Raw genomic sequence first — 26,382 nt, 5'->3', positions numbered from 1 at the left:
CTTTGCTCTCAGCCCGTAGCTGTCGGGGGAAAAGGGATTTCCACCGTTCTTTTCCACGATTCGCTGGAGGTAAATTTGGGGTGTCAGAGTCAGGCGCACGGGCCCGTTTTGCAATATTTCAAAACCGCACTCGGCAAACAAACCGCCTCTGTCGCCCCCGTCGTAGCCGAAAGTCAAACAGGGGCCGTTTTTCTGTTGGCTGTCAAAAACTTGCCTGCGGGGATACACGGGTATTTTGACGCGGTTGTCAAATACCAAGCGGGGGGAATTTGTGACTAATTCCTCAGCCGTGGGGGAAATCCTGGTAATTGTTGCTCTTCGGGCTCTGTATTCGAGTTCCGGCGGGGAAAACGGGTCGTTAGTAATCCGAATGTTGGTTGCTACTCTGACGCCATTTGGCAGTAATTCGAGGCGATCTGCTTCAAAGCGGACGCGGTTGACGGCGCCGGTAATTTGGGGGGCGGTTAAGCGTCCGCCAGCGCCACCAGCGCCACCAGCGCCACCAGCGCCACCACCGCCGATGGTAATAGTAGCAGCGCCGGGGGATTTGACTCCGCGAAGGGGCTGTTGGCTGGTCAGCCGATCGCTCAGCGGCTGTTCTAGAATGGTTCCAGCACTAATATCTGTCGGTAGTGTGGGGGTTAACTCGCTACCCGCTGCGGGGAGGAATATTTCGCCGCTGGCTTGTTCGACTGCGCCGGAGTTGAGTCCGAGATTGAATTCCATCTGCCGGCCGCGGACTACTTGTTGGCCGCGAGTATAGGCGACGTTACCGGATGCTATCACTTGGCGGGTGACTAGGTTGACGATCGCGCGATCGGCATCAATCACTGTTTGTCGGAACCGCACCACAACCCTACCAACCGCCGTGACAATTTGCTGTTTGTCGTCAAATTCTTGACTATCGGCCTTAATTTCGATCGTATCAGCCGGACTCACCGGAAATGGCACCGTTCGCTGAGAAGGCGCGGTACGGACTCCGGGCGCGGCAGGTTTGGGCTGCGGTTTCGGCGCTGGGGGAGTGGCTGGCTTGGGCCCTGGGGGCGTCGTTGGCGTCGTTGGCGTCGTTGGAATCTCGAACTCTTGCTGTTTTGCAGGAGGCGTTTCTGGCGGTTCGGGAACAACAATCTCCGCAGGTTCGGGGGAGTTATCTTTTAACTGCTCGCCTTTAGCCTGATACCCGTTTTCTGGCTGTCGGACAGCATTATTGTCCTTTTTGCTCTGATCCCCTGCTGTTCGTTGACGGTTCCGAGCGGCAATGGCATTTTCTACTGAACCCAATTGGTAAGAAGTAAACGAGGTATCTTGCTGGGCTTCCGCAGTTTCGGATTTTTCTGCTGGAACAACCGGAAGCTGAAATCCCGCCGCTGCGCCGCCACTTTCCACGGAGGTTAGGGGAGTGGCGATTTCAGGAGACTGACTGGTGGCTTCGGTGGTACCGAGGAGTGCGGCTGAGGGTTCTGGTTGCGGGGATGTTGGTTCGGGCTGAACGATTTCTGGGCTGGCTTCCGGTATTTGTGCGGAGTTGCTGCGGGTGTCTCCATCATTTGTCGCCACAGTGAGGGCGACTTTTTTGGGCTTCGCGATGTAGATGATGGCAGAGGGTTCGGGCGGCGGTACCGGATAGGGCATAGTTACAACAGGTGAATCATCCGATTTTAGATTTTAGATTTTAGATTTTAGATTTTAGAGGTTTTTTTATAGCGGAGAGTCGATCGTCCAAATTTTTGCATTTAACAGGCAGCGTTTCAAGGTTAACCGGAAATCTTCGGTTGTGCCGAGTCGCTAAGGGGCTCATCCTCAGAAACTTGGTTGATTACCAGAAAGAATTGGTTTAAAGGCGGAACCCTTCCTTGTAGGGAGGAATTAAAATCAGACTATTCATTGCTTCAATCCTCGGACTTCTAGGTTAACTGTCAACTGTCAACTGTCAACTAGGGCGGGCACGGGGGCACCGCCCCTACAACTGTCAACTGTCAACTGTCTTCCTTCTTCCTTCTTCCTTCTTCCTTCGTGACAACTGTCAACTGTTAACTGGTTTCTTTCGGCATAAGATAACCTCGCTAGTGGTGCGAGGTCAAGTTTTGTTGGACTAATTTTTGGGGATTTGCTGGCTGGTGCGGGGGCTGCGGTGACGTGCCCCCGAGTCAGCGAGGGAGGTAGCTGGTTTATTCCATGTCTCTGCGGTTGGGGTTCCGAGCTGGGTCATTGGACAAAAACCCAAATATGAACAGGGAAACAAAAAATAGAACAACTACATTAACTACGATTTTGAGGGTTAGCACGCTAGGGAGTCTCCAAAGATGAAATAATACTGAGCTGATTTGCTGCTGTTGCGGCAACTTTTTTATCTTGACATATTCACTGCCCTAAAAGTGCGGTGATTCTTGACGCTTCCCAGGGTGATGCTACCTGAGTAGTCTTACTCTCCCTCCACATCCATTTAGAGTCGTGGCAATGCCCTATCCCGACTTGTTGGAGACTATAGCAGAAAGCAGTCCTCAAAGGACGGGGTTTTAGCCCTCCGCTTAGCTCCGCCAAATTTTTCCAATAAGCTAAAGATTATTGACACTCCCCACGGCTTCAGCCGGGGGATTCTCCAAGCCGAACTTGGAAGGGATAGGCAAATATCCCCCTAGACCCTTTAAATCAACTACCAATACCAGAGGTGTTGCAGTTGGGCTTACTTTGAGTTTTTCTTTTGCTTTCAGAGTCCATCACAAGCCAGATAGGTACGCTCTTCAACCTGCCATTATTTGCCCTTTCTAAGTATTCCGGTTCTAGCCGGATATCTGAGTTGCCGGGATTTCTCCGCACTAGGATGATTCAACGCGCAGACGGTTATTCCTACTCACTCAATTACATTACCATGCTTAGTCCCCAAATACAATATTTACTGGCGGTTAAAACCGCAGACCGACTAATCCCCACGTAAGACAGCCGGGGACACGGGAGGCTCGTTTTCTAGTCAATTTTATCTTTGCTTTTGAGGATTGTTGGCAAGTTGGTTTTTGCCCAATTCCAGATTTGCTCGATGATTTTTTCGACGCGCACCATGATTAAATCGAGCCATTCGAGCACTTGTTCTAGTGGGTGTTTAATGTAACCCATCGATTCTGCTTTTGTTTCTAAGTATTCGTCTGCTGGCGGGAGACCTGCACTCTGATTTTGATGTGCTGCGATGCTGGGGGCGGGGGTATATCTGCTGGTGGGGGGGGCGATTGCTGCTGGGGATTTGCTGGTTTGTGCGGTGTTCGGGTTGGTGTTTTTTGGCACTTGGGTCTCCGGCGCGCGCTCTGGGGTTGATTCTGCTGCGAGTCCAGATTTATTTTCTGGAGTGACGGCTAAGTTTGAGTTTGTTTGGGGTTGACTTTGTGGGACTTTTGTAAGCAAGCTCTGTTTGAGCTGGGCGAGCATCCTGTGAATTGCTTCGGGGTAAGGCGATATTGAGACTGCGGTCGATCGACTTTCTGACAATTCTACTGTTTTTGCAATTTCCTGCTTGACTTCTGGGCTATTTTGTGATATGAGGTTTTGAACAGTTGCCTCGGGTTCGGCACTTCCTGCGATTAAGTGCTGCGGTGCTGGTTCTCCGAATAAGTCTTGCCAATTCAGCCAAGGTCGATCGACCTCTGGGCTATTTTCCGTTCGATCTTGTTCCTGGCGTTGTTTTAAATAATACTGAATTGCGACTGATTTATCAGTATTATCACTAGCTGCCGTTTCTTTGCCCAGCAGTTGGTCTACGGACGACCAAATCATTTTTTCGATGTTTTTCGCGTATTTTTCGAGGATTTCGCGGGCTGACAGACCTGAATTGTTTTCCGTGGCGGAAGTGTTAAATTTTACTTCTGGATTGTCAGCGGTGGTTTTGGCTGCTGGGGGGAGGGTAAATTCTTCGAGGTTGACGGCGGCGCGATCGAGTAATGTGACAAAGGAGATCGGATTGTCGGTGCGATCGAACTTGCTGTTAAAATTAGGTTCTAATTTTGGGATATTGCGGTCGATCGAATTTGATCGAGCAATCGTCGGCTGTGCGGTGTTGGCCGGAGCGATCGGCGTGGTGGATTTTTGGACTAAGATGAGATTGCGGTCGATCGCGCCTTTGACTGCGAGGATTGATTCTCCAAACTGATTTCTTTTCACAGCAACCGGACTCGACTGGAGCCAGACCATCAATTCCCAAAAACGACGCACCGGCGCCAACCGAGATTTTTTCGCAGCAGACTCTAAACCGAGATTAAATTTTAATTCTTTTTGAGCAATTTCCCGCCGTTCCGGCCCCTCGTTGGCGACTTCCCAAGTTATGCGACTTTCGAGCAGTTCTTGCTGTTCGGGCGTCAAAATATCTAATATGCGATTGTCATCTCCGATTAAGACTAAAGTGCGGGCTGGGATGAAAGTCGCGATTCCCTGAACTTTTTGGGATTGGCTGTCTAATTGAGTTTTGGCCTGGGGAGGTTCTAAGACGGAAGTTGTTTGATGCTTGGCAGCTTGTTTGATAAAATTGATGGCTGGATGCAAATCGCGATCGGCTTTCTCCGTTGCTGGGTTTGTCTGGATTAACAGCGGAAAACTGACTAAAGTTGTGGCGGTTTGCGACGAGTTTAGCAAATTTTCAGCGAGTTGCAAGATTTGGTCGATCGAACTTTCATCGGAAATTTCTCCCGGATACCAATTTCCCGAAAAATCTGGATTTTCGTCATCGGTATATTCTTGAAGTTCGGGTAAATCTACTTTTTGGCTGGATTCCCGCAACTGTCGGCTCAACATTCGGGAACTTTGGACGAGCAGGTAAGCTGGATAAAGTAGAATTTGGGTAGCGCTGAGAGTGGTTTGTTTAATTTGTCGCCAAGTGCGATCGCAATTATCGGCAACTTGGCGGGACTGTTTGGATATAAAATTTAATAGTCGGCTTTGGTATGGGCCGTAGTAACCGTCGGACATAGGTTTAATTATTGAATTCAGGTTTTAGATTCGCGCCGGAATGTCTGAATTTTGCAGTACAATCAAAACTGGATATTAATCGCAGTTTCAAACCCTCTGAAACCTTTATTTCTTCGCGTCCTTTGCGTCTTCGCGGTTCGATACTGAGCCCAGATTCCTACGCAAGTCCTATTTTAACTAAATATGAGCGCCGTTGTGCCACCTGCTAGCAATAATATTTCTGAAGTTGTAGAGAAGTTGCGCCGCCTCAGTCAAGTGGACGTTCAGTCTGGTTGGAGGTACTGCGATGCTGACTCGGCTACTGTCGGTTCGGTAGGTATTTCTAACAAGCAGGTTGCGGAACTTAACGAAAAAGGACATATTGCTTGGCCGTCTGGGAAGCAAGTTGTTTATTTAGGACAGCAATTTGTCATTCCTGACAATTTGCACGGCTATCCTGTGGTGGGTTTGCGTTTGCTGTTGAGTTTGACTTGGTGGGCAGAAGATGCGACTATTTTTGTCAACGGTGAGTTAGTTGGACAAGGTGATTTATTCGATTGTGCCGATCGAGTTTTGTTGAGTGTGGCGGTGAATCCGGGAGATGAATTTTTAGTTATTTTACGGTTGGTAAGTCCTGGACACGATAACGGTGCTTTAGTGCGATCGATTTGTTTGTACGAAGCTGCGGACTCTACTTGTTTCGATCCGGGTTTTGTGGCGGACGAATTAGAGATTTTGCAAAATGCGATCGCTCGAAATTTAGGAAACAAACATTCCCAAGATTTATCCATTAAAATTTTAGCAAGTCGCCCAATGTACGTCAAGGGAGAAAGGCTGCAATCTGAGATTGATTTGGCGGTTGGTTTGATTGATTGGTCTGCTTTGCCGAATCGCGCCAAGTTCGATCGATCTTTGTCTGTGTTGCGACACAATTTACTGGGATATCTGCGGGCTTTTTCTGGAGAGTTAGATGATTTAACCGCAGAGGCCGCAGAGGACACAGAGGGAGGAGGAAGAAAGAGGGTTTCTCGGATTGGAGATAATCGGAACGTTACATCTATATATATAGATGAAAATCTTGACCTTACCTCTTTTTCTGGGGAGTTAGATGATTTAACCGCAGAGGCCACAGAGGGCACAGAGGGAGGAATCAGGGAGAAACTTTCTCAGGTTGGAGATAATCGGAACTCTACATCTATATATATAGGTGAAAATCTTGACCTTACCTCTTTTTCTGGGGAGTTGGATGATTTAACCGCAGAGGCCACAGAGGGCACAGAGGGAGGAGGAAGAGATGTTGTTTCTCAGGTTGGAGATAATCAGAATATTACATCTATATATATAGGTGAAACTGGCGATATAGCTTTTCTCAATCAAGTCATGCACTTGCGGGCTAATCATCAATTACCAATTACAAATTCCCAATTACAAATTACAAATTCCCAATCCAGATCTGACTCACTTGAAACTTGCCATACATCTATATATATAGGTAAAATCTATTTGGTTGGTCACGCTCATTTAGACTTAGCTTGGCTGTGGCCTGTCCCGGAAACTTGGGAAGCGGCGGAACGAACTTTTGAGTCGGTATTGAAATTGCAATCCGAGTTTCCCGATTTGATTTTCTGTCATTCAACTCCAGCGCTTTATGCTTGGATGGAAGAGCACCGCCCTGACTTATTTACTGCAATTCAAAAACAGGTGGCCGTCGGACGTTGGGAAGTTGTCGGTGGGATGTGGGTTGAACCGGATTTAAACTTGATTTCGGCTGAGTCAATGGTGCGGCAAGTGTTTTACGGACAGCGTTATGCCAAAGAAAAGTTTGGGGAGTTGATGCGGGTGGCTTGGCTACCGGATACTTTTGGCTTTGGATGGCAATTACCTCAGATTTTGCGGCAAGGTGGAGTTGACTATTTTGTGACGCAGAAGTTGCGCTGGAATGATTCGACGGAATTTCCCCACGGTGCTTTTTGGTGGGAAGGGTTGGATGGTACTAAAATATTTAGCATGATGTCTGGCGCGATCGGCGAAAGTGTAGAATCTGTAAAAATGACAACTCATGCTTTTGATTGGCAAATTAAAACTGGTTTGCAAGATTCTCTTTGGTTGCCTGGAGTTGGCGACCACGGCGGCGGCCCGACTCGCGATATGCTAGAGGTGGCGAAACGCTGGAAGTTGTCGCCTTTTTTCCCAAGGTTGGAGTTTGCGAAGGCTGTTGATTATTTGTCTTTGATTGAGAGTCAGTTTTTGCCGGAAGTTGCAGATGTTGATTCTCAATCTGATGTTTCGCAGTCGCCAAGTCGGGAAAATTTACCAATTTCTGAAGTTGTCGAAACTTTGTCGGATGTCGCATCGGGAAACTTGCTCGAAAATTCGACAATTTCATCCGAAAGTAGAACTTCAACTCAGGAAACTCCCGCAAGTTTACCAATTGCTGAAGTCGTCGAAACTTTGTCGGATGTCGCATCGGGAAACTTGCTCGAAAATTCGACAACTTCATCCGAAAGTCGAACTTCAACTCGGGAAACTCCCACAAGTTTGCCAATTGCTGAATTCGTCGAAACTTTGTCGGATGTCGCACCTCCAAATTTACTCGAAAATTCCGCAACTTTACCCGGAAGTCGAACTTCAAGTCAGGAAACTTCCGCAAGTTTGCAAGCTGAGACGGTTGTGAAAACTTTATCGGATGTCGCACCTCCAAAATTAGTCGAAAATTCCGCAAATTTACCCGAAAGCCTTAACTCCAATCTCAAAACTCCCGCAAGTTTGCCAATTCCTGAAGTTGTCGAAACTTTATCAGGTGTCGCATCGGAAAATTCCGCAAATTTACCCGAAAGCCTCAACTCCAATCTCAAAACTCCCGCAAGTTTGCCAATTCCTGAATTTGTCGAAACTTTGTCGGATGTCGCACCTCCAAATTTACTCGAAAATTCCGCAACTTTACCCGAAAGTCGAACTTCAAGTCAGGAAACTCCCGCAAGTTTGCAAGCTGAGACGGTTGTGAAAACTTTATCGGATGTCGCACCTCCAAAATTAGTCGAAAATTCCGCAAATTTACCCGAAAGCCTCAACTCCAATCTAAAAACTCCCGCAAGTTTGCCAATTCCTGAAGTTGTCGAAACTTTATCAGGTGTCGCATCGGGAAAATTACTCGAAAATTCGACAAGTTCATCCGAAAGTGAAACGAATTCGGTAGAAAACGAGGAAAATTTGCAACTTAGGAAAACAACCGAGAATTTGTCCGGCTTAGTAGGTGATTTTTCCGGTAAATTTTCGGAATCAGAACCTAAATACCTTGATTTCCCAACCGAAATTCACCAAGAGAAATCTCAACTAAAAAATTCCCCCTCTCTTCCCCTCTCCCCCTCTCCCAATCTCCCGATTTGGAAAGATGAACTTTACTTAGAATTCCACCGGGGTTGTTACACGACTCGCGCTGACCAAAAACGCCAAAATCGCCGCTGCGAAGATTTGCTCTATCAAGCGGAGTTGTTGTCTTCGATCGCGACAATCTGCACTGGTGCGGTTTATCCGAAAGTTGAGTTAGAATTGGCTTGGAAACAGGTGTTGTTTAACCAGTTTCACGATATTTTGCCCGGTTCGGCGATCGCCCAGGTCTACACTGATGCTAATCTAGCCTTTGCTGAGGTCGATCGCTCTTGCCACCACATCCTGCTACAATCCTTAGATGCGATCGCTGCTCAGATTTCTCTACCTTCTCCTCCGCAGCCGGACGCTCAACCGATTTTTGTTTTCAATTCTCTCAATTGGTCGCGCTCTGAAGTTGTCGCCGTAACTCTTCCCGATTCCCCCGACGCAGCTTGGCAAATTTACGACTTATCGGGAGGGCGGTTGACTTCGCAGATTGTTAAGGGCGATCGACTCCCATCGCAATCCCAATCTACACTGTTATTTTCGGCCCAGAGTGTTCCGGCGATCGGCTACCGCGTTTTTTGGCTTTGCCATGGCGCTCAAACCCTAAATCATGCCCCTGCAAGCTCAGCAACCGAAAAAAAGACAGATTTATCAAAACTTACATACGGTATAGCACAAAAAAACACGCCTTGTCAAGAAACGCATTTTTCAGCCCCAGAAACGGTCTTAGAAAATGAGCTTATTCGGGCAACAGTAGACGCAGAAACTGGTAATTTATCCAGCATTTGGGATAAAGCAAACAATAGAGAAGTCCTGAATGCAGTCGGAGGCAATCAACTGCAAGCATTTCAAGACAGCGGCCAATATTGGGATGCTTGGAACATCGATCCGAATTACCAAAAACATCCATTACCCGCCCCGATACTCAAACAGATTTCTTGGGTAGACCGGGGAGAAGTACGGCAGAGTTTGCGCGTAGTTATGCAAATTGGTAAATCCGAGTTTCGCCAAGATTATATAGTAGAAACAGGTTCGCCACTGCTGAAAATCAAGACAGTCGTAGATTGGCAAGAAACTCACGTTTTAGTCAAAACAGCCTTCGGGTTAAATGTCGCAGCAGATTTTGCAACTTGCGAAATTCCCGGCGGCGCGATCGCACGCACGACCAAGCCGCAGACACCGGCAGAAAAAGCCAAATGGGAAGTACCGATTTTCCGTTGGACTGATATCAGCAATGACGGTTTTGGAGTCAGTTTGCTCAACGATTGTAAATACGGTTGCGACATTCAACCAAATCAAATTCGGCTGACTTTGCTCAGAAGTTCCACTTGGCCGGATGAAGCAGCAGATGTTGGAGTTTCCCAATTTACTTGTGCCGTCTATCCCCACGCTGGAAATTGGCAAGATGCTGGCACTGTTCGGCGCGGCTGCGAGTTGAATATGCCGCTGTTAGTAAAGGTGTTGTCGCAGTTGCCGGAAAATCGCGATCGGACTCTGCCACCCGTTGGCAAGTTCTTGGATTTGTCCGCCGAAAATTTAGTGTTGATGGCTTTCAAACAGTCGGAAGATGATGCGAATGTCTGGATTTTTCGGTGTTGCGAATCCGAGGGCAAACAGGCTGTGTTAGCATTGGATGGCGATTTGGGATTGGAGATTTTAGAGTCAGTCGATTTGCTGGAAAGACCTGCAATTTTGTCTGAAAAGTTGCCTCTATCGGAAAGTTTTAAGATAGAACCTTGGAAAATTGCTAGTTTTGCTGTTGTAACGAACCACGATAGCGCTCTTGTCGCGAAGGAAGAGAGGGAAGGGAAGAAGGAATAATCTCAAAACCTAAGATATTAGACCTCTTGCATCAATCATTCAATTATACAGGAACCGCAGATGTCAAGCAGATAAACACAGGTAAACGCAGATGATTTTTCAAGATAATTTGCAAATGAGTGCAATCTTGTCTATTGCCGATCGCCTTTTAGCTAACGGGCGCGGGAATCCCTCGCGCGATATCGTTTACAGATAGGTGTCGATCGCCCGCCAAGCAGTTTTGAGGTCTCCTACTCCCCAAAGCTACGGCACTCATCTGACCCAACAATTGCGATCGCCGCCCGGTTCATCCGCAGCCAGGGCAAATATCCCCAGCCGAAACCTAAGTAAGTCAGTCCCAACAGTAGATATTTGAATGTTATCATAGATACGTGACATACCCGACACTCATTATTGTAAACAAATAGAGTGCGGGCTTCCTCTTTCAACGGGAGAGCCTCGACGCGAGCAATCTCTAAGCTGGTCTTATCCTCCCTCCGTAGGTTTTACTCACCCGAAGGTGGTCCTAACTAGCAAGATAATTACTTATCTTTTCCGGCAGACTCCCTGTGTCCCAAGGAGTAGAATTGTTGATTTTTTCACCCATCCATCAGCTCTTTTACGGCAAGAAAGGGATCTTGGGGCTACCAGTCAGAAACTGATAGGTGGTGTCTAGCATTTATACAACGGAAAGTTCGCCCACCACGGCTACTCTTATCATCCCCGCTTATTTCGATTCTATCATGGATTCGCTATCGCTCAATTTGCTTGCTGCTCGTTTTCATCCCGTCACTCATCCTGTAAACGGATAGAGTGCGGGACTTCCCACTCGTATTAGTTAAAACAATTGATTGCCAATTTTTTCCATTGTCGGGGATACTACAAGTACACAGGGGGTAATTGCTGTTTTAACTGCTGACACGGCAACGCCACAGGAAATATCTCCCGCACGCAGACGGTCTAGCAACTACTGCAACCGCTAAGAGGGTTAAGATGTTCTTAATTGCCGAAACCCTTGTGGTTGATTGCAATGAAAGGTCTTCCCTCGAACGTCTTCCCTCGAACGTTTTCCGTCTTCCCTCGAACGTTTTCCGTCTTCCGTCTTCCTTCTTTCGGTCAACTATCAACTATCAACTATCAACTGCCAACTGCCAACTGCCAACTGCCAACTGCCAACTGCCAACTGCCAACTGCCAACTATCAACTGCCAACTGCCAACTGCCAACTGCCAACTGCCAACTGCCAACTGCCAACTGCCAACTGCCAACTGCCAACTGTCAACTGTCAACTCTTCCTTCTATACAAACACAGGGGTTGCATCGGAAGCGAAAACCAGCGCGCTGGAAAAGCTGTAATTTTGTTACAAGTTGTAACTTTTTCAAATAACAGGTTAAATTTAGTTTCACAAGAAAGTTAAATTCCAGAAAGTAAAATTAATTACAGTCGAGTTAAGCTAAAAGTGTTTGCTAAAAAAAATCATTCAAGGAACCCAGAAACCAACAATTCTCACTTGACAGGTACGGGGGACGATCTCGCGGCCACGAAAGTTTCGTCCACCAAACAACAAGTCGAACAGGATTGGTATCGAACTGTCTACGATAATTTTCCGGGCATTTACTTCGTCCTAGACGCTTTGGGAAGAGTTTTTTCCCTCAATCAATTCGGCGAATCTCGCCTCGCCTACAGGTCGCAGGAATTAATTTGTCATTCAATTTTTAACATATTTTACTGCCAAGATCAAGGGAAAATGCAGTCAGAATTTGCGAGATTGGTTCACCCGACAAAAGGTACGTCAAATCCAAAAGTCGCCTGTTGGGAAGGCTGTTTGACTCGCAAAGACGGCAAAATTATGTGGGTAAAAGCAACGGCGCGCGCTTTGCCTGCGGTAGAATGGAAAATAGACGAAAATACCGATAGTCACTCAGTTGCCAATTTCCAACGGCCGGTGGTACTGTTAGTTTGCGAAGAAATTAAAGCCGCTGCGCCGGTAGCACCGCCGCCAAATTCTCAGGACAATTGGCGCCGTTCAACTTTGGCGATCGCAAAATTAGCCAAAAGTCAACTTAAAGAACGCAACAATATAGAAGAATTCATCCGCGAAGTCACGGAAACCGCTGTCAGTATTGTCAACTGCGATCGAGCCAGTATTTGGCTGTACGGGGAAGACAAAACCCAGCTTCACTGTATCGACTTTTACGAACAAAATACCAAACTCCATTCCGTACAAATAATCATCACAGCGGCCGACTGTCCGGCGTATTTTCAAGCCTTAAAATCCGTAAATGCGATCGCAACGGTGGCAGCCGAAAATGACCCGAGAACGCGAGAACTGGCAAGTCTTTATTTTGCAGATCGGGGTACGACTGCCCTGTTGAATGTACCGATTTTGCTGGCTGGTCAAATGGCTGGAATAGTCAGCGCTGAACGCCGGGGTTCCAGCATCCAGTGGACGGAAGAAGAACACGAATTAACTACAATCTTAGCAGAATTTGTATCGTCAAGTTTGTTGGCTAGCGAAAGCTTAAAATTAGAAGCTATGCGGCGCGAACAGCAGCAAAATATGCTGAGTCAATACTACGACCAACTAGAAGAAAGAGTAGAAAGACGCACGGCAGAACTTAAAAAAGCTAACAAAAAACTGGAACAAGAAATAATTAAAAGAAAACAAGTAGAAGCAGAAATGCGCCGCCAGCACCAAGAACAGCAAATTATTTTTGATTCGGTGCCGGCGATGATTTGGTACAAAGATACGGACAGCCGCTTGTTGCGAATTAATCAAGCCGCCGCTGCATCGAGAGGTTTGCCCGCAAATCAACTAGAAGGCAAATCTTTTTATGAAATCTATCCAGACGAAGCAGAACAATATTATTTAGAAGATTTAGAAGTCATCAATTCTGGCGTTCCCAAACTGGGAAAAGTCCAACTGCTGCCAACTGCCACCGGTCACAAATGCTGGGTGCGGACAGATACAATACCTTACCGCGACGAATCAGGTCAAGTGGCTGGCGTTATCGTGTTTGCAGTAGATATTACAGATTTAATTAGAGTCGAAAGAGAACTGCGAGAAAATCGCGCTCGCCTTACTGAAAAAGTTGAGAAACGTACTGCTATGTATCGGCAGGCAATGGCCGCTCTGTATTCGGCAAATACGCAAATGCAACAGCTAATGAACAACAGCTATGCCGGGGAACACGGTAGCAGCACAGCAGCACAATTGCTCGAATGCGAAGCTTATTTTGAAGCAGTTGCCGTGGCCGATCGCGACACAATTTTGAGCGTCAGCAGGGATTTTGCCGAACTGTTCGGTTACGAACCTGCGGAAATGGTGGGAATGAGTTTGCTGGAACTGCTGTCGCCAAAATCTTACAAAATGGCACCACAAATGATTTCTGCACCCAGCAATACAGTCTGCGAAACGATTTTTCTCAGGCGGGACGGGACTGCTTTTCCTGCTGACGTGCGTAGCAAATTTGTAGTTTGCGAAGGTCGTTTGGTGCAGGTTAAAGCAGTGCGAAATCTCACGGAACGCAAATTAATGGCAGCAGAATTAGAACGATCGCGCTCTTTGTTGCACGCTACGATGGAAGCGACGGCAGATGGCATTCTGGCTGTTACTAACGCCGGAGAATTGATTAGTTTTAATGAAAAGTTAGTTCAAATGTGGGGTATCCACGAAGAAGTTAGAAACTCACTGGATAGAACGGTGCGGCTGACGTTTCTCACTAAGCAAGTTAAAGATCCGAGGGATTTTTTACAGAGAGTTAGAGAAATTTATAGCGATGCGGAGTCCGAAGGCTGCGATATTCTCGATTTTAAAGACGGCCGGACTTTTGAGCGATACACGCAGCCGATTCGAGTCGGACAAAATATTATTGGCAGGGTGTGGCGCTTCCGCGATATTACTTCTCGCGAAAAGGTGACGGCAATGTTGGGGGATTCTCAACGGCGCTTTCGGGCAATTTTTGATTCTTCTTTCCAATTTGTTAGCTTGCTAAAACCGGATGGCATTCTGCTGGAATCTAACCAAACTTCTCTAGATTTCGCGGGAATTAAGCTGCGGGATGTGGCAAATCGACCGTTTTGGCAGGGGCCTTGGTGGGGGGTTTCTCCGGAAGTTCGCCAACAGTTGCAAGAGGCGATTTCTCGATCGGCAAAAGGTGAATTTGTCCGCTATGAAGTGGAGGTTCAAGGGGTAAACCGCACGGCAACTATCGATTTTTCTCTCAAACCGGTGGCAGACGAAACTGGTAAAATTGTCTTGCTGCTACCGGAAGGTCGAGATATTACTGAAAGCAAGCAGGTGCAAGTGGCTCTGCGCCAGCAAGTTGAGCGGGAACGCCTGATCGCCGAAATTCAATCTCGCATCCGTTCTTCTCTGGATCTCAAAGATATTCTTAAGACTACAGTAGCGGAAGTGCGGGAGTTTTTGGCCACGGATCGGGTGATTATTTTCCGCTTCCGGCCAGATTGGAACGGGGATGTGGTGGTGGAGTCGGTGGGCGCAGGATGGATGCCGCTGATGGGGATGGCGATCGAGGATTGCTGTTTTGCTAATACTTATGTGGGACAGTATTTAAAGGGCAGAATTCGCGCTGTAGAAAACATTCAGGCTTCTAATTTTGCCGAGTGCCACGTCAATTTTTTGGCCGAGTGTCAGGTGAAGGCGAATTTGGTGGTGCCCATCGTGCAGCAGGGAATCGAACACCGTGACGGCAATCCTTCTTGTCAAGTGCCGAAGTTGTGGGGTTTGTTGATTGCCCACCACTGTTCGGCGCCCCGCGAGTGGCAGCCGTTTGATATGGATTTGCTGAGTGAGTTGGCTACTCAAGTGGCGATCGCGATCGAACAATCTTTACTTTACCAGCAGTTAGCTGCTGCTAACCAGCGGTTGGACGGGTTGGCGAATTTGGACAGTCTGACTCAGTTAGCTAACCGCCGCCGGTTTGACGAGGTGATTAATCGGGAATGGGAGCAGTCGAGCACTGCGGAACCGCTATCTTTGATCATGTGCGATATTGACTGTTTTAAACTTTATAACGACAATTACGGCCACCAAGCTGGGGATGCTTGTTTGCAACAAGTCGCGCGGGCGATCGGGGATGCTTGCGCCCACGCACCCGCAGAACGCCTTTATTTGGCTGCTAGGTACGGTGGCGAGGAATTTGGGGTAATTTTGCCAAATACGGATATCGCCGCTGCACAGGCTTTTGCTGAGGGAATCCGCAGGCGCGTCAAAGCTTTGGCAATTCCCCACCTCAAGTCTGTTGTCACCGATTGTGTGACTCTCAGCATGGGGGTGGCGACGATTGCTGAAGGTCAAAATTCACCGAAGATGCTGATTGAAGCTGCTGATAAGGCGCTGTATCGGGCTAAGTCTGGCGGGCGCGATCGAGTTGGCCGTTGACAGTTGTCAGTTGACAGTTGGCAGTTGGCAGTTGGTAGTTGACAGTTGGCAGTTGGCAGTTGGCAGTTGGCAGTTGGCAGTTGGCAGTTGAGGAATTACAAAAAAACGATCGCGCCAACCGGCATAAGGTTAGGGCGATCGCGGTACTATGAATCAGCATTTATATATCGGACTCGGCGCGGAATTTTTACGCATTTTCACGGATTTTGTTACAAAAATTTACTGAAGGTTGCGTACAAATATCTTGAAATCGCTTTTCTCTACCTGATATCTCTTTTTTTTTGAACCGCAGAGGGCGCAGAGGACACAGAGGAAGAGAAGGGAGAAAGAGTTCACAACTAATGACAACTGTCAACTGTCAACTGTCAACTGACTAACCTATTTAGCTAATAGTTTCTGAAACACTTCATACATATCTTGGGCTAACTGTTTGGGATTCCACAAAGGCGCAAGATTTTCAGACTGCTTAGACTTAATTAAATGCTCTTTCACCGCATTTCTCAAACCAGCATCGCGCCCAAACTTAACTCCCCACTGCGTGTATTCTTCCCAACTCCAAGCTGCACCCACATCGAGATTTGCACTTTTGAGAAAAGCATAACCCATTCGTGAAAGATATTGGTCGCCGGATCTCGTTACTACTGGCAAATTCGCCCACAAAGCCTCTAAATTGTGAGTCCCGCCGTTGTAAGGATAGGAATCTAACAACACGTCGGCTACATAATAAATAGCGCGATGTTCTTCTTCACTTCGGGTTTGGCCGATAAACTTAATCCGTTCAAAATCTACTCCCTGAATATCGCATTCTTCGCGGTATGTGCTATGAATTATATCCGGATCGCCTTGACCTTTGCGAATCAACATACTATCTGGTACTTGCTTAAGTATTCTAACTTGAGCTTGCACCATTTCAGGATTAGTTTTTCTGCCCGGAGCGACACAGAGATAAGCCATTTGATCCAAGCCAATCCCGAGGGCATTTCTAATCGCCTCTCGATTCACAGGAATGCTTTGCAGTTCGCCAATTGCTACCGAACAATTAGGCAATCTCACTAACTGTTCTAAGTAATTTTTGTCAACACCTGGGGGATGAGTGTGTTCGTCGCACAGAAAGTAGTGATTCTCCGAAATGTATGGCGCGTCGAACCCCAGCCAAGAAACGCAAATCCCCGCCGGATATTGGTACAAAACTTCGACATTTGTCGGTACTGTCATGGAGTCTAAGTCTATTAAAACATCCAAATCGTCTTGGACTACTTCGGCGAAGATTTCGCCACCGTCAGCAAAACCGTTGGGATATTTTTTCGGCCAGTAAAACTTGCCGGCCATTTCTTCAAACCGCTGTGTAACTTCGTCTCGGTTGAGTTTACCTGTTACGTAAAGATGAACGTGGGGAGTGATGCGACTTAATTCGCGGATTAAGGCTTCGCTGCACCAGCCTACGGAGTGGCGGCGGAAGTGTTTGGAAAGGAAGCCGATTTTTAATGGCTGTTGTTTGGTTAAATAATTTGCGGATTTGATTCTGTTGGCTTGCTGTCGCTGCGGGACGGCTTTTTGGTAGTATTCTTTGGCAATTAGTCGGTAGAAACTGGCATTTTTTTCGCGGTTGTCTCGGAGGTGGGAAACTGCAAACAGGAAGATTTCGTAAAGCAGTTTGAGTTCGATGACGCTAAAGGTTTCGACTTTTTCGTAGCAGAGTTGTTCGATTTCTTCGAGTTTCTGAATTGCCTGTTTGCTGACTCCTGATTGGAGGTAGGAAAAGACGTAGGCTGTGGCTGACATGACTGGGGCATTTTCACCGCAGAATTCGCAGTATTTGTCGGCGACGCTGCGGGCTCTGGCTAGGTTGGTGGAGTGGCTTAGCAAGTCGCACAGTTGTTGGTGGGCTTCGCTGTATTTGGGGTTGCATTCGATCGCCTTTTCAAAATATGCGATCGCCTCCAACGGCTTATCTTGCTTCTGAATGTGTCCCATCCGGCAGTAAACCTCTGCCCAATCCGGTTTTAAGGCCAAAGCTTGCTGATAGCTGGCTAAAGCTTCTTCCAGCAGGCCCTGCATGGACAAACAACTGCCGATGTTCGCGTGAACTTCCGGCCAATCGGGCTTAATTTTCAGAGTATTTTGATAATTAGCAATCGCTGCTTCGTAGTTGTATTGCTGCATGAAAGAATTGGCTAAATTGAAGTGCAGCACTTCTAATTCGGGTTTTAAAGCTACAGCTTGCTGGTATGCGACGATGGCAGCATCGAGATTTCCTTGCTGCGATCGCGCGCTGGCGATGTTACCATAGGCCTCTGCCCAATCCGGTTTAATGGCGATCGCCTTTTGGTAGCTTTCGATGGCTTCGTCGCGCTTGCCTTGACTAAACAGTCGGTTTCCTAAGTTGAAGTGGAAGTCGGCGCCGACAAGCTGCGGGTTGAGTTCGGATGTTCTCTGAAAACAGGCGATCGCAGCGTCGATGTTGCCATGTTTGTGATATACTTTGCCTAAATTCCAGTGAGCGCCCGCTAAATCTGGACTCAGGGCGATCGCTTGTTGGTAATGGGCGATCGCCTCTTCCAAACGACCCATTTTGAAATACATACTGCCGATGTTGGCGCGCACTTCCGCAAAATTTGGCTGCAATTCTAAGGCTTGAGAATACGATCGAATCGCAGCTTCCATTTTACCAACCGCTTGCAAAGCATTGCCTAAAGTTACATAAGCATGGGTATAATCAGGTCTAATTTTGATAGCTTGGTGGCACGCTGCGATCGCCTCTTGAATTTTCCCTTTAACTAAAAAGTTTTCTGCCAGTTTTTTGTACTGTTCTACTTCTTGAAAATTAGCAACTTGTGTGATATCTGGAACATTCAGCGAGGTAACTTGTTCGGAAACTTCAGCAGGGTTGGTAAACGGAGTATTTAAATTTTCAGGATTAGGTGCTGGTGGCAAATTGATACTCGAAGGCTGCAATCCATAGCCTTCATCTTTGTTGACAGATACTGGTTGTTGCTCGTCAGATTCTGTTTCTAATGCGAGAAATTTGCTATCGGTAGTTTCTTGCTGTTTTTGTGCGGTTAAACTGGATAAAATTTCCGCAGCGCTGGCATTTTCCGGTTGCAGTTGCAGCACTTTTTGACAGCAAGCAATAGCCGCATCTAACTTTCCTTGCTGCTGCAAAACGCTGGCTAGCATCAAATTCACCGAGCACAAACCGGGATTAATAGCAAGAGCTTGTTGGTAAGCCTTTGCCGCCTGTCCCAATTGCCCTAACTTGTAATACATACTGCCAAGATTCGCGCTGGCTTCTGCTAAATCCGGCTGAAGTTTTAAAGCTTGCAAATAAGCTTGAATTGCCATTTCTAGCTGGTTTTGGCCGTGCAGGGCATTGCCCGCTGTCAGGTACGCGGGAGCAAAATTCGGTTGAAATTTGATGGCGAGGTTGCATTGGGCGATCGCGCGATCGAATTCTCCTTGCAAAACATAAACTTCCGCCAACTTTTTATGAACTTCCGCATCTTTGGGATTGCACTCTAAAGCTTTCTGATAACTCTCGATGGCGCCACCGAGATCTCCTCTATCTTTCAGGCGATTTCCCTTGACAAAATATGTTTGAGCTGATTCTAAATCCACCAAAAACTCTTGGATCATTTGCTCTGCCACTCTTACAGGTTTTACACTAATACTATTCAACCATTCTACCCACTCTCGGGTTCGCACAGACCAAGTACACCCTCGATTGATATATTCTACCTGCTGTCTCAGATGAGTTTCAGCAATTGCACCCCCCGCCCCCGTAAACTCTTTTAAAACTTCGACTGTCGCATCTAAAAACCGCCTTGTATATCCCTCCCAATCCGGTGTCCCTGCACGCTTCCAATCAGTTACAGATGCCAAATTTTCCACCCCTGACATAGAAACTAGACGCGCAAATCCAGCCGTTGTTTCCGGCAAAGCTGCCAATTCACTCGTCACAATGCGGCAACCGCTAGCCATCGCCTCCATCACCGCAATCGATGACGTTTCTAAATAGCTATTCGGGTAAGCTAAAACCGCGACTGAACGCAGTTGCCGGACAAGTTCGGGTTGCGGTACAGAACCGACATACTCGACACCTTCTATTTCCTGACACTCTTCGTAAAGTTGATCGAAACAAAGCTGATTATCATTGTCGTCTATTTGGTGTACTTTCATGCTAGAAAATACTTTTAATCTGGTTCCGGGGACAGCTTGACGAATTTCGGGAAAAACATTTAATAAAATATCCAGTCCGCGAAATGGAGTGCTAGTGTAAGCTAGAATGGGCGGTCGAGATTTTTGAGATTGGATCGAAATATTATCGGCAAAAATGTTAGCAAAACAAGGTGCAATCGCATTTCTGAAAACATAACTGCGCTTGGAGTCAATCCCAAAACGAGTGTGAAATTGCTGGCGCTGCCACTCGCTGACAAAAACCAAAGCATCACAAGCATTAATTTCTAGCTCATTCTTGAAATCCTTAAGAAAAACAAAGCCAGGTTCGTTATGAATCCACAAAATCAATTTAGTGTGCGCGCCCAAAAAAGGCTTAATTTCCAGTGCCTTACCAACTATATTGACTACAACCAAAAAATCTAGCGATCGCAATAATTCCAAATTAGCACTGTCCGCCACCCGCAGCCTGCAATCAACCCCGCGCCACATCCCCGGTTCCGAAGTATTGTTGAGTAGAAATACCTCATTTCCCAGGGCTGCCAACGCCTCAGCTAAATAACAAATAGCCGACTGAGTGCCGCCCAAAGGTTCGCGGTAAGGAGTTTCAATGTTGTAATCCCAAGTGTAGGTATCGAGAAATCCGATTTTCATTATGGCAATTATCCGCCGATTTGTGAACTAGATTTTTTTAACCACAGAGGGCGCAGAGGGCGCAGAGAAGAAAGAGAGAATTTCCCACTTGAAACAATTTGCGAGTGCCGTCTCTTCTGCTTCTTACTCTCTGCGTTCTCTGCGCTCTCTGCGGTTAAAAAAATCCATAATAAATGGTATAATCTTAAAGCTATTGAGGATTACCGAACATGACCACAGAACAAGACCCCGTAAAATTGATGAAACAGCAAGTTGGCTTTGCTGCTGCCGATCGCGTAAAATCTGGTATGATTGTCGGACTCGGCACGGGGTCAACTACAGCTTATACTATTCAAGCATTGGGCGATCGCATAAAATCAGGCGAACTCAAAGATATCAAAGGAGTTCCCACATCCTTTCAATCAGAAGTATTAGCCAAACAGTACGGAGTACCGCTGACAACCCTCGACGAAATTGACAGAATTGACGTAGCCATTGACGGCGCTGACGAAGTAGATCCGCACCTCAACTTAATTAAAGGTGGTGGCGCCGCCCACACCCGCGAAAAAGTAGTCGATTGTCTCGCTGCTCAGTTTATTGTAGTAGTTGACAGTTCCAAAATGGTAGATAAATTGGGTTCGACTTTTCGCGTCCCCATCGAAGTTATACCGATGGCAATTACCCCCGTTACTCGCGCCATTGAAAAATTGGGCGGTAAACCAGAACTCCGCATGGGAATCAGAAAAGCAGGCCCGGTAATTACCGACCAAGGTAATATGGTAATCGACGTTCAATTTGATAACCTTGACAATCCTGCGGAATTAGAAAAAACTTTGAATAACATTCCAGGCGTGTTAGAAAATGGCTTGTTTGTCAACTGTACAGATTTGGTTTTAGTAGGCGAAATTAAGGACGGCAAACCTGTAGTGCGGGAAATTTCTAAATAGTTATAGTAGGGTGAATCAGGAAGGAAAAGTTTAGCAGTCTACTCAAGAATATTCAGCCTGAAGCACCCTACGGTTAATTAGCTACTCAAGCTTTTTATATCATGTCCGATCGATTAACCGCATTAAAATTCGTTCGTAGTGCGGACTTAAGTCAAATGGCACTGAAAAAGTGACCAAAAAAAAATCTGTAAGGCAAGATATACATAGATAATTGCCTTACAAACCAAAATATCTCTCTCCATTATGCCAAATCGTGCGTCCATTCTCAAAGAACAATTTTTGCAAAGCGTTGCGTCACCTTGGGAAAAACTGCTGCCAGAAAAGTTAGTCTATTCGCTTCTAGCGAAAGAGAAAATCACCTACTACCAAAGCATCTACACACCGATAGTCACCTTGTGGGCGATGGTATCCCAGGTACTCGATCCCGATAAAAGCTTGAGTCAAGCCGTGAAGCGGATGAGTACATGGCTAAGTGCGGCCGGAGTCAAGCCTCCTTCTTCTGACACCGGGGCATATAGTAAAGCTCGTAAACGACTGCCAGAAAAACTCGTTCAACAGTTAGTACCCATAGTCGCAGAAGCTCTAGAAGCGCAAGTTCCCATAGAACAACAATGGTGTGGACGACGAGTGCGGGTATTAGATGGGACAACAGTATTGATGAGTGATACTCCTGAAAATCAAGCCGAGTATCCACAACACAGCAATCAAAAACCAGGATGTGGATTTCCCATCGCTAAAATAGTGGTACTTTTTTCATTGCTGACTGGCGCTGTGGTATCTGCTGGTATAGCATCCTTGGCAACCAGTGAGATTGTGATGAGCCGTTTGATTTATGGAAATTTAGTCCCCGATGATGTGGTATTAGCAGATCAAGCTTATGGTAATTATGTCGATTTAGTTTTGGTAAAACAGCAAGGAGCCGACGCTGTTTTTCGTAAAAATCATCTCCGTAAAACGGACTTTAGACGGGGTAAAAAGTTGGGAATAGGCGACCACAAAGTCGTCTGGAATAAGCCCCAACAGCGTCCCAACCACATGACTATTGAGGAATTCGAGGCATTGCCGTCAAGTTTCATCGTCCGAGAAGTATGCTTGCGAATTAAGCGCCGTGGTTTTAGAGATGAGCGGATAATTGTAGTGACAACATTGGTGGATGCCCAACGGTATACTGTTGAAAAGTTGACTGCTTTATATGGATTACGTTGGTCGGCAGCAGAAGTCAATTTACGCTATCTCAAAACCACGTTAAAAATGGAGATGTTAACAGCTAAAACTCCAGTGATGGTGAGAAAAGAAATCTGGACACATCTATTAGCTTACACCTTATTGCGTACCATTATGTGGCAGGCTGCATCTGAGTCAAAAAATACAGTTTTTCAACTCTCATTCCAGTCAACTAGGCAGCAGTTTAATCTGTTATTGACGCTGTTGGCAACTACGGGAAAACGCCAACAGCGGCAATGGCGTCAATTTCTTTTGGAACAGGTGGCAACTAATTTACTCACTATTCGACCCGACCGTTCTGAGCCTAGAGTTTTGAAACTGAGACCGAAACCGTATCCTCGAATGCAGGAACCTCGCTCTGTCTTGAAAGCTAAACTGCGAACGTGATTCAGTCTTTTTCAGTGCCATTTGACTTAAGTCCGTACTACAAACCGTTTTTGTTATGGCAATCAAGAGGACATGATATTACCAATTCCCAATTCATTCCCAATTCCCAATTCCCAATTCCCAATTCCCAATTCCCAATTCCCAATTCCCAATTCCCAATTCCCAATTCCCAATTCCCAATTCCCAATTCCCACCTCACTCACTTCAAAATTGCTATAATAGTATAAATTCGTATCTCTATTTTGATCGTGCAATATCGCAGATTCGGCCGCACAGAATTATCCATGCCCGTCTTTTCCTGCGGCGGCATGAGATATCACCACAAATGGCAAGATGTGCCAGCAAATGAAATTCCACCAGACAATCAACAAAATCTAGAATCGACAATTCGCTACTCAATCGAATGCGGTATCAATCACATAGAAACTGCTCGCGGTTACGGCACTTCTGAGATGCAGTTGGGGTGGATTTTGCCGCAGTTCCCTCGCGAAAAATTGATAGTACAAACAAAAGTTTGTCCTCAAGCCAACTCCGAGGAATTTCGCGAAGAATTTGATAAATCCTTAGCTTATTTACAGCTAGAATACGTCGATTTATTTTCCATACACGGCATTAATACCTGGGAATTTCTAGAGGATTCTATGCGCCCGGGCGGCTGCTTGGATGTGGCAAAAAAATTGCAAGCAGAAGGCAAAGTTCGGTTTATTGGTTTTTCAACTCACGGCCCTACGGATGTGATTGTCAAAACTATTGAAACCAATCAATTCGATTATCTTAACTTGCACTGGTACTACATCAATCAAAATAATTGGCCCGCAATTGAAGCAGCCAAACGTCACGACATGGGCGTTTTTATTATCAGTCCTTCCGACAAAGGCGGTCAACTTTACAACCCGCCGCAAAAGTTGGTAGATTTGTGCTATCCACTGAGTCCGATGGTGTTTAATGATTTGTTTTGTTTGTCACACCCGCAAGTACACACTTTGAGTTTGGGTGCAGCCAAACCTGAAGATTTTAACGAGCATCTAAAAGCTGTAGAATTGTTAGATAAAGCTGATGAAATTTTGCCGCCGATATTAGCAAGGCTGGAAAATGCAGCAATTGATAAATTAGGAGAAGATTGGTTTAAGACTTGGGACTTCGGTTTGCCAACTATCGAAAATACTCCCGGAGAGGTTAACATTCGAGTGATTTTGTGGCTGTGGAATTTGGCGAATGCTTACGATGCGATCGACTATTGCAAGATGCGCTACAACCTTTTGGGTAACGCCAGCCACTGGTTTCCGGGCAAAAAAGCCGATCGCCTCGACGAATTAGACTTGCGCCGCTGTCTCGCCCACAGCCCCCACGCTGCGAAAATTCCTAGTATATTGCAAGCAGCCGATCGACTTTTTGGAGGCGAAGCCGTGCAACGCTTATCCCAAGAATAATATAAAAAACCCGGTTTCGAGACAGAAACCGGGTTTGTGAGCCGGAACACGTGAGACTTATGCACGCGTACCTCATTAGCCTATACTTGAGTTGTTCTTACCAACATCACCCATCCTTCTCATCCATTCGGGCGATAAGTCAGTAGTCATTAGTCATTAGTCATTAGTCAGCTCGCGAAGCCGAAGGGTAGTGATTAGTCATTGGGTGCATCTGGCGCAAGGCAAATATATCCGTAGGGGCGAAGCATGACCGCAGTCAATATGAGATGATAACTAATAACTTATATGCGGTCATGCTTCGCCCTCTTCCTTGCGCCAGATGCACCCTTAGTCATTAGGAAAGAAGAAGATATACACAGCAAGCTTGAGCGCGAGTTGTATTTTAAGTTTAATTAGGTATATTTACGATTTTATAATTTTTTTCCCAACTTCCTCCCCTTTTGCTTTAATCTGAGATAAAACAGTTAATAATTCACTTAGGGATCTTTTATGACACTCCAACGCCGAGATTTCTTGTATTTGCTAACAGCCACCGTCGGAGCTATTACCGCAGGTGCTTGCCAAGCGTCAGGCAATAGTGTAGCGCAAGCAAGTCCATCCCCAGAAAGCCCAAAAATAGCCCAAACTCCCGGGCTTTTTACACTACCGCCTCTGCCTTACGAATACAACGCTTTAGAACCGCACATCGATGCGCGGACAATGCAATTTCACCACGACAAACACCACGCAGCTTACGTTAAAAACCTCAACGATGCTGTCAATAAATACCCGAATCTTAAAAACGTGAGTGTTGAAAATATGCTCAAAGACTTGAGCAAAGTGCCGGAAGATATTCGCACAACTGTACGCAATAATGGCGGCGGACACCTCAATCACAGTATGTTTTGGGAAATCATGAGTCCCAAAGGCGGCGGCGAACCCACAGGAGCAATTGCCACAGCAATTAAGCAAAATTTCGGCAGTGTTGAGGATTTTAAAGCCAAATTCAACGAGGCTGGTACTAAGCGTTTTGGCAGCGGTTGGGTGTGGCTAGTTCGCAATAAAGCTGGTAAACTTGAGATTACAACTACTGGCAATCAAGACAGTCCTTTCAGTGATGGCAACTATCCCATTATGGGCAATGATGTTTGGGAACACGCTTATTATCTCAAATACCAAAACCTGCGTGCAGACTACTTAAAAGCGTGGTGGAACGTGGTTAATTGGGCGGAAATTAACAAACGCTACGAAAAGGCGATCGGTTAGTTTAACAAAGATACAGTGGCGGTTGTTTCAACCGCTATTGTATCTAAAATGGCTTCCGCTAGCGAATCGGGCGATCGAGCTTCTGTACAGTTTTCCGCAAATAAAGGCAGTGGCGCGCGCCCTGACTCGCAGGCGTGGTGAATGATTCGACTGACTCAAGCGTACCGCCCAAACGCTCGATCGCACTTTGCAACTCTTCCTCTTCCTCTACCGTCCAATTTCCCCGGTAAAGTACCGCCAAACCGCCGTTTTTCAGGAAAGGTAGCGCGTATTTAGCGCACAGAGAAGCTGCTCCAACTGCCCTCAGAAATGCGATATCGTAAGCTTGTCTGTGCTGCGGTTGTCGGGCAATTTCATCGGATCTGCCCAGCAAAGTCGTAGCATTTTTGATCCCTAAAGACGGCAAAACCGTGTCCAAGAAAGTAATTTTCTTGCGAGTAGAATCCAGGAGAGTGACTGATAAATGTGGAAGGGCGATCGCGATCGGCAAACCAGGAAAACCCGCACCAGTCCCGATATCGATCGCTTTGAGCGGGGACTCAACGGGAAAATCGTTATTTTCCGGCGAATTGTGATTAACCGGCAGCAGTCTCGCAATTCCCCGCAGAGAATCCCACAAATGTTTTTCCCAAAACTCGATCGGCTCAATAATTCGAGTTAAATTCAAGGAACGATTGCCTTCAACAATTAACTCATAAAGCCGCTGAAATTGTTGCTGCTGCGACTCATCCGGCTCCCAATTCAGCGTTTTTTGCCACAATTCATTCATTTGGGGTAACATCATAATTTCTGTCTGGTTCATCTTCTAATAACCATCGAAAGAACTAATGACAAAGTT

At 46.4% G+C, this 26,382-nt stretch carries 14 protein-coding genes and 1 pseudogene; 6 read left to right on the top strand and 9 right to left on the bottom strand.

Annotation, left to right across the window (positions count from 1 at the left end):
- The 3 genes from JGK11_RS23600 to JGK11_RS23590 all read right to left on the bottom strand — a co-directional run.
- A partial coding sequence (locus tag JGK11_RS23600) for a DUF3769 domain-containing protein (protein ID WP_293213083.1) occupies positions 1 to 1,632 on the bottom strand: 1,632 nt, incomplete at its 3' end.
- Between the two features lie 536 nt (positions 1,633 to 2,168).
- A complete protein-coding gene (locus JGK11_RS23595; RefSeq protein ID WP_039887172.1) occupies positions 2,169 to 2,285 on the bottom strand; it encodes a photosystem II reaction center protein I in 117 nt (38 codons plus the stop codon).
- A gap of 679 nt (positions 2,286 to 2,964) precedes the next feature.
- Complete coding sequence (locus JGK11_RS23590) at positions 2,965 to 4,947, bottom strand: hypothetical protein (RefSeq protein WP_293213081.1); 1,983 nt, start codon at positions 4,945 to 4,947, stop codon at positions 2,965 to 2,967.
- Between the two features lie 183 nt (positions 4,948 to 5,130).
- Between JGK11_RS23590 and JGK11_RS23585 the strand changes: the two genes are divergently transcribed.
- On the top strand, positions 5,131 to 10,122 hold the full coding sequence (locus JGK11_RS23585; protein ID WP_293213079.1) for an alpha-mannosidase: 4,992 nt from the start codon (positions 5,131 to 5,133) through the stop codon (positions 10,120 to 10,122).
- Positions 10,123 to 10,352: 230 nt separating this feature from the next.
- On the opposite strand, the gene JGK11_RS23580 is transcribed toward JGK11_RS23585, so the two are convergent.
- Together JGK11_RS23580 and JGK11_RS23575 are read right to left on the bottom strand one after the other, a co-directional pair.
- On the bottom strand, positions 10,353 to 10,487 hold the full coding sequence (locus tag JGK11_RS23580; RefSeq protein WP_293180234.1) for a hypothetical protein: 135 nt from the start codon (positions 10,485 to 10,487) through the stop codon (positions 10,353 to 10,355).
- 737 nt (positions 10,488 to 11,224) lie between these two features.
- Positions 11,225 to 11,389, bottom strand: coding sequence for a hypothetical protein (locus JGK11_RS23575; protein WP_293198533.1), 165 nt, complete (start codon positions 11,387 to 11,389; stop codon positions 11,225 to 11,227).
- A 171-nt stretch (positions 11,390 to 11,560) separates the two neighbouring features.
- On the opposite strand from JGK11_RS23575, the gene JGK11_RS23570 reads away from it, so the two are divergent.
- Positions 11,561 to 15,505, top strand: coding sequence for a PAS domain S-box protein (locus tag JGK11_RS23570; protein WP_293213077.1), 3,945 nt, complete (start codon positions 11,561 to 11,563; stop codon positions 15,503 to 15,505).
- Here the strand turns inward: JGK11_RS23570 and JGK11_RS23565 are convergent.
- Together JGK11_RS23565 and JGK11_RS23560 are read right to left on the bottom strand one after the other, a co-directional pair.
- Positions 15,471 to 15,665, bottom strand: coding sequence for a hypothetical protein (locus tag JGK11_RS23565; RefSeq protein WP_293206297.1), 195 nt, complete (start codon positions 15,663 to 15,665; stop codon positions 15,471 to 15,473). The genes JGK11_RS23570 and JGK11_RS23565 overlap by 35 nt on opposite strands.
- A gap of 218 nt (positions 15,666 to 15,883) precedes the next feature.
- The gene (locus JGK11_RS23560) at positions 15,884 to 20,332 is read right to left on the bottom strand and encodes a tetratricopeptide repeat protein (RefSeq protein ID WP_293213075.1); all 4,449 of its coding nucleotides are present in this window, start codon (positions 20,330 to 20,332) and stop codon (positions 15,884 to 15,886) included.
- A 209-nt stretch (positions 20,333 to 20,541) separates the two neighbouring features.
- On the opposite strand from JGK11_RS23560, the gene rpiA reads away from it, so the two are divergent.
- Positions 20,542 to 21,258, top strand: a complete 717-nt coding sequence (rpiA, locus tag JGK11_RS23555; protein WP_293180219.1) for a ribose-5-phosphate isomerase RpiA — start codon at positions 20,542 to 20,544, stop codon at positions 21,256 to 21,258.
- A gap of 255 nt (positions 21,259 to 21,513) precedes the next feature.
- A pseudogene (locus JGK11_RS23550) lies at positions 21,514 to 22,869 on the top strand (IS4 family transposase); the annotation flags it as partial.
- A gap of 62 nt (positions 22,870 to 22,931) precedes the next feature.
- Here the strand turns inward: JGK11_RS23550 and JGK11_RS23545 are convergent.
- Entirely contained in the window at positions 22,932 to 23,123 is a 192-nt protein-coding gene (locus JGK11_RS23545) for a hypothetical protein (RefSeq protein WP_293213073.1), read from the bottom strand.
- A gap of 30 nt (positions 23,124 to 23,153) precedes the next feature.
- On the opposite strand from JGK11_RS23545, the gene JGK11_RS23540 reads away from it, so the two are divergent.
- Together JGK11_RS23540 and JGK11_RS23535 are read left to right on the top strand one after the other, a co-directional pair.
- Positions 23,154 to 24,299, top strand: coding sequence for an aldo/keto reductase (locus JGK11_RS23540; protein ID WP_293213071.1), 1,146 nt, complete (start codon positions 23,154 to 23,156; stop codon positions 24,297 to 24,299).
- Positions 24,300 to 24,788: 489 nt separating this feature from the next.
- Positions 24,789 to 25,544 carry a Fe-Mn family superoxide dismutase gene (locus JGK11_RS23535; protein ID WP_293180210.1) on the top strand — a complete coding sequence of 252 codons (756 nt, stop codon included), beginning with the start codon at positions 24,789 to 24,791 and terminating at the stop codon, positions 25,542 to 25,544.
- Between the two features lie 58 nt (positions 25,545 to 25,602).
- Here JGK11_RS23535 and rsmG read toward each other — a convergent pair whose 3' ends face one another.
- A complete protein-coding gene (gene rsmG / locus JGK11_RS23530; protein ID WP_363319733.1) occupies positions 25,603 to 26,328 on the bottom strand; it encodes a 16S rRNA (guanine(527)-N(7))-methyltransferase RsmG in 726 nt (241 codons plus the stop codon).
- Positions 26,329 to 26,382: the final 54 nt, after the last annotated feature.

The organism is Microcoleus sp. PH2017_34_RAT_O_A, from assembly GCF_020737885.1.
In the GTDB taxonomy this organism is placed as follows: domain Bacteria; phylum Cyanobacteriota; class Cyanobacteriia; order Cyanobacteriales; family Microcoleaceae; genus Microcoleus.
Note: the sequence above shows the minus strand (reverse complement) of the source record. Positions and strands in the feature narration are given on the sequence as shown.

Bases quoted from the DNA above. Each gene is read 5' to 3' on its own strand.
- JGK11_RS23590 (WP_293213081.1), bottom strand. From the start codon at position 4,947: ATGTCCGACGGTTACTACGGCCCATACCAAAGCCGACTATTAAATTTT.
- JGK11_RS23585 (WP_293213079.1), top strand. From the start codon at position 5,131: ATGAGCGCCGTTGTGCCACCTGCTAGCAATAATATTTCTGAAGTTGTA.
- JGK11_RS23580 (WP_293180234.1), bottom strand. From the start codon at position 10,487: ATGATAACATTCAAATATCTACTGTTGGGACTGACTTACTTAGGTTTC.
- JGK11_RS23565 (WP_293206297.1), bottom strand. From the start codon at position 15,665: ATGCTGATTCATAGTACCGCGATCGCCCTAACCTTATGCCGGTTGGCG.
- JGK11_RS23560 (WP_293213075.1), bottom strand. From the start codon at position 20,332: ATGAAAATCGGATTTCTCGATACCTACACTTGGGATTACAACATTGAA.
- rpiA (WP_293180219.1), top strand. From the start codon at position 20,542: ATGACCACAGAACAAGACCCCGTAAAATTGATGAAACAGCAAGTTGGC.
- JGK11_RS23540 (WP_293213071.1), top strand. From the start codon at position 23,154: ATGCCCGTCTTTTCCTGCGGCGGCATGAGATATCACCACAAATGGCAA.
- JGK11_RS23535 (WP_293180210.1), top strand. From the start codon at position 24,789: ATGACACTCCAACGCCGAGATTTCTTGTATTTGCTAACAGCCACCGTC.
- rsmG (WP_363319733.1), bottom strand. From the start codon at position 26,328: ATGATGTTACCCCAAATGAATGAATTGTGGCAAAAAACGCTGAATTGG.